Genomic DNA, 6,889 nt, shown 5'->3' on the forward strand with positions numbered 1-6,889 from the left:
AGACAAGAAATTAGATATATTCAAAATATTCGGTTTCAATAGACAAACGGAGTGAAGATGATTTTGACGAACCATTAGCGGGACTTTGAGGAGTATACACCATGAGATTGTTGCTTGATAGCCACGCATTTGTGTGGTTTATCGAAGGGAATCTCAATTTGAGCGATACTCCCCAAGGGAGTGGCTACCACCAACGCTTCCGCTCTCAACTAACCAAGACTCTCAAACCAAGCTTCTAAATCCGCAACATAAGAGAAATCTAACAGCGCTTCACCCAAATTTTCTAACTCAGGGGTTGACAAATTCTCAATTCTACCCTTTAAATCTGGGCTAATTTCGCCAAAACGACGGTTAATTTGCCGCATTAGCAATTTTAACTCTCCCTGCTTTTCTCCTTGTTCGAGTCCTTGTCGCATCCAACTAGTAACAATTTGCATAACTTCCTCTTGCTCTCTTGCTTCAATGTTAGCAAGTTGTTCTTGAAACACGACTTCTTCTTGGGAGTTCAATTCGAGATAGGTATCAATAAAACCAGAAATTAACTGTACTTGTGCGGGGTTGAGTTGAAGAGTTGTTAACAATTGTAATGATGTCAGTTTAACTTTGGGACGTTCGCTTGTACTCATCCGCATTTTTGCCATTAAAGCGCTAGCGACAGGATTTCGCTGATTCACAAAATCTTGCCAATGCAGTTGATTTAGCTGGATAACATCATAATTAAACTCTAATATTACTTTCTTTGCTAACTGGATACGGTAGGAATTTGGTTCAAGTGTTTTGGGGCTATCGTGGGAATAAATAACAATCGGGTAAATGGGAAGCGCGTATTTTTCGTGCAAACGAGCAAAATAGGTAAACATCCGTTGATTAAACCCAGTTTGGGAATAGGACTGGTGTTCAGTGTGAATGATAAATAAAGTATCTTGGCTTTTAAATGACACTTGCACAAGAACATCAAGAATTTTCCTTTCCCCCTCAGTCACATCGGTAATTACTTCCAAAGGTAAAAACCGTACTGAGTCACGCTCCCACTCAGCACTAATATCAGGGAAAAATAACTCGATAAACTCCGGGAAAAAGTTAGATAGGAGTTCTTTAAACAGGCGATCGTGGTCTATCATCTCAGCATCTTATCGAATTTCCTCAGCCAAAGTATAGACGTAGCAAAAAATTATCAACCTTCCCTACCTCCCCAAATCAAACGCAAACGGTGGTAAAGTCACCTCAACCCCATCCATCAAACTTACACTCACCAAAAACTTCTCATCCCAATTACCCACCACACGGGTAAAGATGTAAGAATCTTCACTTTCCACATTTAATCCCAGTTCGTCTAAAATACCCGTTTGGTCACTTACCCTAAGTTTAATATTAGAAGGTAAACTACTTAAAGCAGGTGCGCCTAAAATTAATAATAAACTCCACTCCGGATGCTGAGATTCTGCTACCAAATGCCAAGTTACCGCATACATCCGCAGAGGAATCCCAGCTAATAATATATCCTGATACGCACCCCTTGCTTGTATGGGAATTTCCAAACCTCTCTGTCGTAGTTGAGTAACAATTACCTCAAATTCTTCCTCTGGACTACGTATTGGACGCATTGCGGAAGAAAAAGCAAAACTTGGTAACAACACCCAAGAAAGTCCCTGTGCTAAATCATCCAACTCATCCCACAACCAACGTCCAGCATTGAGAGCAGGTTGCGTAATTAATTTAATTAAATCTTGTAGAGAGGCAAAATTACCCGACGATTCTGGCTTTGCGCTACCCATCTCTACATTCTCTGTAGCTGTATTTTGTTTCTGTAAGGTGTAAAGCCAATTCAGCAACTCCGGATTAGTAAAAACAACAGAAGCTTGTTCCCAAGTTAAAACTTCAGATAATTCCCGTCTCGGTGATTGTAACTGAGGTAATAATTCAACCAATTGATTTTGTATATTTGCTAAAATCGCAATGCGATTTGTGGGAATTGCAGGTAAAGATATTGCTGATTGTTCCAAACACCGCAAATATAGCAATAAACGGTCTACATTATCATCAAAACAGGATATTGGTATTTGATAATTCCAATCCGACTGTAAAGACGTTATCTGTAAACTCTCTTGCAATTCCTGATAGGACAAAAAAGCATAAATATTCGCCGCTTCTTGTTCTTCCAACACCTCTACTAAAACATAAAAGTGAGGAATAAACTCTGGTAAATCAACAACGACTCTCGGTAAACTTACCATTTCATCACTCAGACTACCAGTAGTAATTAAACAAACTTTAAATTCCCCAACTTGTAAATTAGCAACGCTGTTAATAAAATTTACCAAAGCTGGCTGTAAAATCGTACATTTTTCTCGATTAATAGTTACCGATTCTGCTCTTGATTCTAGCCATTGCTCAAAAGCCAATAAACCTAAAGAATTAAGATAGACTTGCCATTGCTTGGATTCATCAAGGATTTGATTGCTAATTTCTGCGGCTTGATCAATATCATCGGGTGAGAGAATAACTGCTGAAGTTGGTAAAGCATCAAAATCAAGGTAAGACATGGTTCGAGAGCAGTCAAAAACATCTGTGCTTTATCGCTCCTTTTACGTGATAATTGTCTAATTCTTGATTCTGTAACTTTAGCTAAAGCTTGCTGCAAGCCAATTTGAAATTGATGGCGATAAAACTGCAAAAATTCTGCTTGTTTGTCGTTTTCTTCTAAAAGGTTATTAGTCTCAGAAGCAGGAATTTCCTCTATTAAAGAATTATACTTGACTCCATGCACAGCGTCTAGAGAATTCGCTGGCAAAGAACCACCCCGAACGTAAATTCGGTACTCGCGCAATTGAGAAGCCAGCTTTTGTAGCTTCTTACTCAAAATCTCAACCTCAAAAATTTGACCTGTATTACAAGAAAGGCAGAAGTTCGAGGGCAGAAGGCACTTATGTTAGGAGTATCAATTAAAACTTACTTTGTGGGTTTAAAGCCCAGTTTAAACAAATAATTATACTCAAGATGGCTTGCACGGACGGTATAAAACGTCCTTGTTTCAATCCCACTATGAGTAAGGGTGGGTTGCCTTCTGCCTTCTGCCTTCTTGAACAATTTCCAATATCTTGAAGCCTCGCTCATAAGTATTTTTATTTATTGGTCATTGTTAATTGTCACATTGAAGATCGCTCCTAAATGCAAGTCTAGCCATTTTTAAAGATTTTATACTGAGTACCTGATTTAACAAATATCCGGACCCTTCACCTTTTAGTACTTCTGAGGAAATTGACCTTATGCAATTTTGCGATCGCCAGTCCCTACCCTAAAGCTTTGGAGAGTGAAATTGCTCATCGCATTCGGAATCTGATTCGTACTCAAATTGGTAGCGAGTTTCACGGTACTTGGGCTGCGGGTATAATTGCTGCCAACTCGGAAGATAAAGCAGGTATTCTGGGAGTTGCTCCTTACACCCAAATATTGCCAGTACGGGTTTTTGGCTTACGTGGCGCGATTAATACGGCAAGTTTATCCGAAGCAAAATGCTCATGCTTGCACCCCCTGTGGGGTCAACAATCTCAACAACCAGCTTGTTGCGATCGCTAACAATTCGTGACTTGTCGGTTCGCGCAGAAAGTGAAATTTTGAGAACGAATTTATAGGGGTTTCAGGCAACGGAATTCGCGCAGAAAGTGAAATTGGGGGTTTAATGAGAGCCGAGTCGCGCATAAATTGAAATGGATTCGCACATAAAGTGAAATTCTGCGTCTAATGGAGGAAGTTAGCTGTAAAGCAATTAGCTATAGTTAACACCCAAGAGCTTCAGGGGGCAGGCAGCTTGGTAACTCCCGCACGAAAAATTACCAATACAGGAACAAAGAAGAACATTGGCAGGTTCTGAGCGTGTAAAGATGCACACAGGGGTGTGGTACGAGTCTCTGGAATTATGGAAATTCTAGTAGTTGATAATGGCAAAGAGTTTTATAGTGAACATTTTCAAGATGCTTGTCAACAACTGGGAATTACCATTCAATACACGCCGCCAAGAATGCCAGCGAATCGTTGTTATTTACATCCTTGATCAAGTCAGTCAGTCTTTATACTTATATAAACTTGATAGTCATGCGCGCTTGCTTACGGGGGAGAGCAGCGAGTACATCTAAAACTAGTTCTATCTGACTCTCTTGACGCTAGGGGACACTTACCTGACGATCGCGATCGCAGTCGAGGAAAAAACGTGAGTGTTAGGTTTCATGCGTCCTTTGCGAAAATTTCATTTTATGTGCTTTCCCCAGAAAGCGATGAAAGTGTTATGAAACGGTCATTTTCACTTTATGCGCGATAATGGTCGCCTGAAACCCCTATAAATTCGTTCTCAAAATTTTGCTTTATGCGCGAACCGACACTATAACTACGTTGAAAATTTCTCAATTAGTCCGCGAACCGACAACATTAATATATTTACTTAAGGAGATTTAATTGGACTATGGGATTAACAATTAACTACAAATTTAGTTTAAATAATGCAACTATTACACAGGTTAGGGAAAAAATTGTTGCTTTACGTAATTTAGCATTGCAGCTTCCTTTTAAGAGCGTTGATAAGTTAGTCGAAATTGCAGGGGATGCTTGTTATTTTGATAAAGATAATTTTGATGACCCCCATGCTTTTATTAAAATTCGGGCATTAAAACCAGTAGAAATTGCCATGAATGGTTTTTCTTGGAAAAATGCTACTTATATTATTGGTTTTGATTCGCTTCCTTCTGAAGGTTCTGAAACTCCTATTTTTGGTTTGGCTACGCACTCGGAAATAAAAGATATTAATGATTGGTCGTGGACGGGTTTTTGTAAAACTCAATATGCAAGTAATCCCGAATATGGAGGTTTGGAGAATTTTCTCAAGTGTCATTTGATGATAGTGAAAATACTTGATGCTGCTCGTGAGTTAGGAATTACTTGCTTTGTTGACGATGAAACTGGTTATTGGGAAAACCGAAATATAGAAGAACTTGCGATAACTATTCGTCAGCATAATGTTTTAATAGCAGCTTTGACGGGTGAACTCAAAGATGATTTAGCTCTTGAGGGCATTGTTTCTACTCAGTCTCCTATTTTTGATTATCCCAATTTTGAGTATTTGGAAGCTGAGGGAAGGCGGACAACAGATTTCTAGTTGTCACGAAATCAAACAGTTTCAGATATGTTCTATCATGCTACAAAATCCGATTTTAGCCGATGCAAAAGCTAAAAACATGATTGCTGCAACCCTACTTGCATTAATCTTTGCTGCAATTGCGTATACCGTTCTTTCTGATTAACAGAACGCACAGCCATACCAATGGCTTTTTGGGAACCAACAACAATCGCTAACTTCTTCGCCCGTGTCAAACCAGTGTAAAGTAAATTACGCGATAGCATCATATAGTGTTGGGTATGGCACGCGGTTATTATATCGTTAGATGCCTGTTAAACAATCTGCTGTCACACTCTTAGTATTTTTGTATTATAAAACAAGCAATAGCTCTTAAAGCGGGCGGGTACGCCATCGCACTTCCTCGCTTGAATATCGAAACTACATTACTGACCGAGGAGTAATTTAGCCGACCCAAAGTGCCTATTCCTCTTACCGTTATTGCTGCCAATAACCCAATCAAGCCAAAAAGTGACCAACAATTCAGATTTCCATTGGTCATGAACCCACAATTATTGGCAGGGGTTGCTACTGTATTCCCTCATGATTCCAGCTAATTCTCACCAGTGAGAGGGCTGGCATCGGCGCATTTTGTGACCAACGGAACGAAAGTTTGATAATCGTAGATGAACATAGGAATAACCGAGTCTTACAATGGCGGATTTTTAGACGTTGTACCAGAGGGTGAAGACAGCGACTATTGGCAAATTGCAGCTATACACATCAATGGGCAAGCCTACTGCCCTACTCCGATGCTTTATCGTTCAGAAAAGGTGGCATTAAAACTCGCTGCACAAATTTATGATTGGCTAGCTGACCACGAAGGAGAAATTAGTAATGGGGCTTACAACTGCGAAAAATTGAAACTCATTCTATGGCAACAACCGAAAGTATCTTAGCTGACTTTTCCTCGTTTGAATAATGGAGACAGGCGATCGCTATAAATGCGTGTTTATCCTCTTTGAATTTTTTATGGGCGATCGCATCCTGAGGTTGAGGAATCAGCAACTATTTCCAGATTTTTGTATTACCTCGTGTCCCACAAGTTGAAGTGCGGAAGGTAAGTTGTAAATTTGCGCTACTTATTTTTCTTTAATGACTGGCAGACCTAACCAGTCACTAAGTTCATTGGCTAGCCAGTCTAACTCAATCTCGGAGAGTAAGCCACCTCCACCAATTCCGAACTTTTTAGTTCCAGCCCAAATATTGACTTGTGGTTTAACTTCTATCCGATTTCCTTCAGAGTCTTTCTTGTAAGTGGTCTGGGTTCTTTCTAACTTCAAGATTTGATGCCGTGAAGCAGGGCGAGGACGATGATACTTAAAACCAAAAAGCTGATACCTTAAGGAAATCTTCTCTTGGTCTAGGTGGAACCAAACCTTTCCAAAAAAAGCAAACAGAATCTGTAGTATTAACCAAATACCCACTCCTACGTGTAATAAAGCGAAGAAAGCAGCAAACCATCCTCCAGAACTCCAAGTGTTTAGTGCTATAGCATACCAGTTCACTAAAAATCCATTCCAGATAACGGCAAATCCAATCACAGGCAATAATTCAAGACTAAACCCTCTCGGTGGAATGTAAATTTCTAAAAGATTGTGGTTTTTAGTTAAAATGACCTTAGAATCTTGAGGTCTTACTGGGACTAGAAGTTGTTTCTTTCGTAGAGTTTCATGCTCTAGAGCTTGCAAAGCATGATTAGCAGATTCCAATCGCTGTTCAAGG

At 39.7% G+C, this 6,889-nt stretch carries 8 protein-coding genes and 1 pseudogene; 4 read left to right on the plus strand and 5 right to left on the minus strand.

Annotated elements, in window-relative coordinates:
- Nucleotides 1–209 precede the first annotated feature (209 nt).
- The 3 genes from TOL9009_RS0105400 to TOL9009_RS49030 form a co-directional block, all read right to left on the minus strand.
- Nucleotides 210–1,121, minus strand: coding sequence for a DUF4351 domain-containing protein (locus tag TOL9009_RS0105400; protein ID WP_029631678.1), 912 nt, complete (start codon nt 1,119–1,121; stop codon nt 210–212).
- Nucleotides 1,122–1,184: 63 nt separating this feature from the next.
- A complete protein-coding gene (locus TOL9009_RS0105405; RefSeq protein WP_260675962.1) occupies nt 1,185–2,501 on the minus strand; it encodes a DUF1822 family protein in 1,317 nt (438 codons plus the stop codon).
- Nucleotides 2,408–2,860 carry a hypothetical protein gene (locus TOL9009_RS49030; protein WP_260675847.1) on the minus strand — a complete coding sequence of 151 codons (453 nt, stop codon included), beginning with the start codon at nt 2,858–2,860 and terminating at the stop codon, nt 2,408–2,410. Before TOL9009_RS49030 ends, TOL9009_RS0105405 begins: the two co-directional genes overlap by 94 nt.
- A gap of 398 nt (nt 2,861–3,258) precedes the next feature.
- On the opposite strand from TOL9009_RS49030, the gene TOL9009_RS0105410 reads away from it, so the two are divergent.
- The 3 genes from TOL9009_RS0105410 to TOL9009_RS0105420 all read left to right on the plus strand — a co-directional run bounded on the left by TOL9009_RS0105410 (nt 3,259) and on the right by TOL9009_RS0105420 (nt 5,146).
- On the plus strand, nt 3,259–3,576 hold the full coding sequence (locus tag TOL9009_RS0105410) for a S8 family serine peptidase (RefSeq protein ID WP_029631682.1): 318 nt from the start codon (nt 3,259–3,261) through the stop codon (nt 3,574–3,576).
- 340 nt (nt 3,577–3,916) lie between these two features.
- Nucleotides 3,917–4,051: a hypothetical protein gene (locus tag TOL9009_RS49035; RefSeq protein WP_260675848.1), complete on the plus strand. Its 135-nt coding sequence runs from the start codon at nt 3,917–3,919 to the stop codon at nt 4,049–4,051.
- A 405-nt stretch (nt 4,052–4,456) separates the two neighbouring features.
- Nucleotides 4,457–5,146, plus strand: a complete 690-nt coding sequence (locus TOL9009_RS0105420; protein ID WP_029631684.1) for a hypothetical protein — start codon at nt 4,457–4,459, stop codon at nt 5,144–5,146.
- Nucleotides 5,147–5,217: 71 nt separating this feature from the next.
- Here the strand turns inward: TOL9009_RS0105420 and TOL9009_RS43110 are convergent, their stop codons facing one another.
- A complete protein-coding gene (locus TOL9009_RS43110; protein ID WP_398344918.1) occupies nt 5,218–5,424 on the minus strand; it encodes an ATP-binding domain-containing protein in 207 nt (68 codons plus the stop codon).
- Nucleotides 5,425–5,790: 366 nt separating this feature from the next.
- Here TOL9009_RS43110 and TOL9009_RS0105430 point away from each other — a divergent pair, with 366 nt between their 5' ends.
- Nucleotides 5,791–6,063 carry a hypothetical protein gene (locus TOL9009_RS0105430; protein ID WP_029631686.1) on the plus strand — a complete coding sequence of 91 codons (273 nt, stop codon included), beginning with the start codon at nt 5,791–5,793 and terminating at the stop codon, nt 6,061–6,063.
- Between the two features lie 183 nt (nt 6,064–6,246).
- On the opposite strand, the pseudogene TOL9009_RS38235 reads toward TOL9009_RS0105430, so the two are convergent.
- Nucleotides 6,247–6,889: pseudogene (locus TOL9009_RS38235) on the minus strand (serine/threonine protein kinase); the annotation flags it as partial.

This window comes from [Scytonema hofmanni] UTEX 2349 (genome assembly GCF_000582685.1).
Classification (GTDB): Bacteria; Cyanobacteriota; Cyanobacteriia; order Cyanobacteriales; family Nostocaceae; genus Hassallia; species Hassallia hofmanni.

Coding starts and splice junctions, on each gene's coding strand:
- TOL9009_RS49035 (WP_260675848.1), top strand. CDS start 3,917: ATGGAAATTCTAGTAGTTGATAATGGCAAAGAGTTTTATAGTGAACAT.
- TOL9009_RS0105420 (WP_029631684.1), top strand. CDS start 4,457: ATGGGATTAACAATTAACTACAAATTTAGTTTAAATAATGCAACTATT.
- TOL9009_RS0105400 (WP_029631678.1), bottom strand. CDS start 1,121: ATGATAGACCACGATCGCCTGTTTAAAGAACTCCTATCTAACTTTTTC.
- TOL9009_RS0105430 (WP_029631686.1), top strand. CDS start 5,791: ATGAACATAGGAATAACCGAGTCTTACAATGGCGGATTTTTAGACGTT.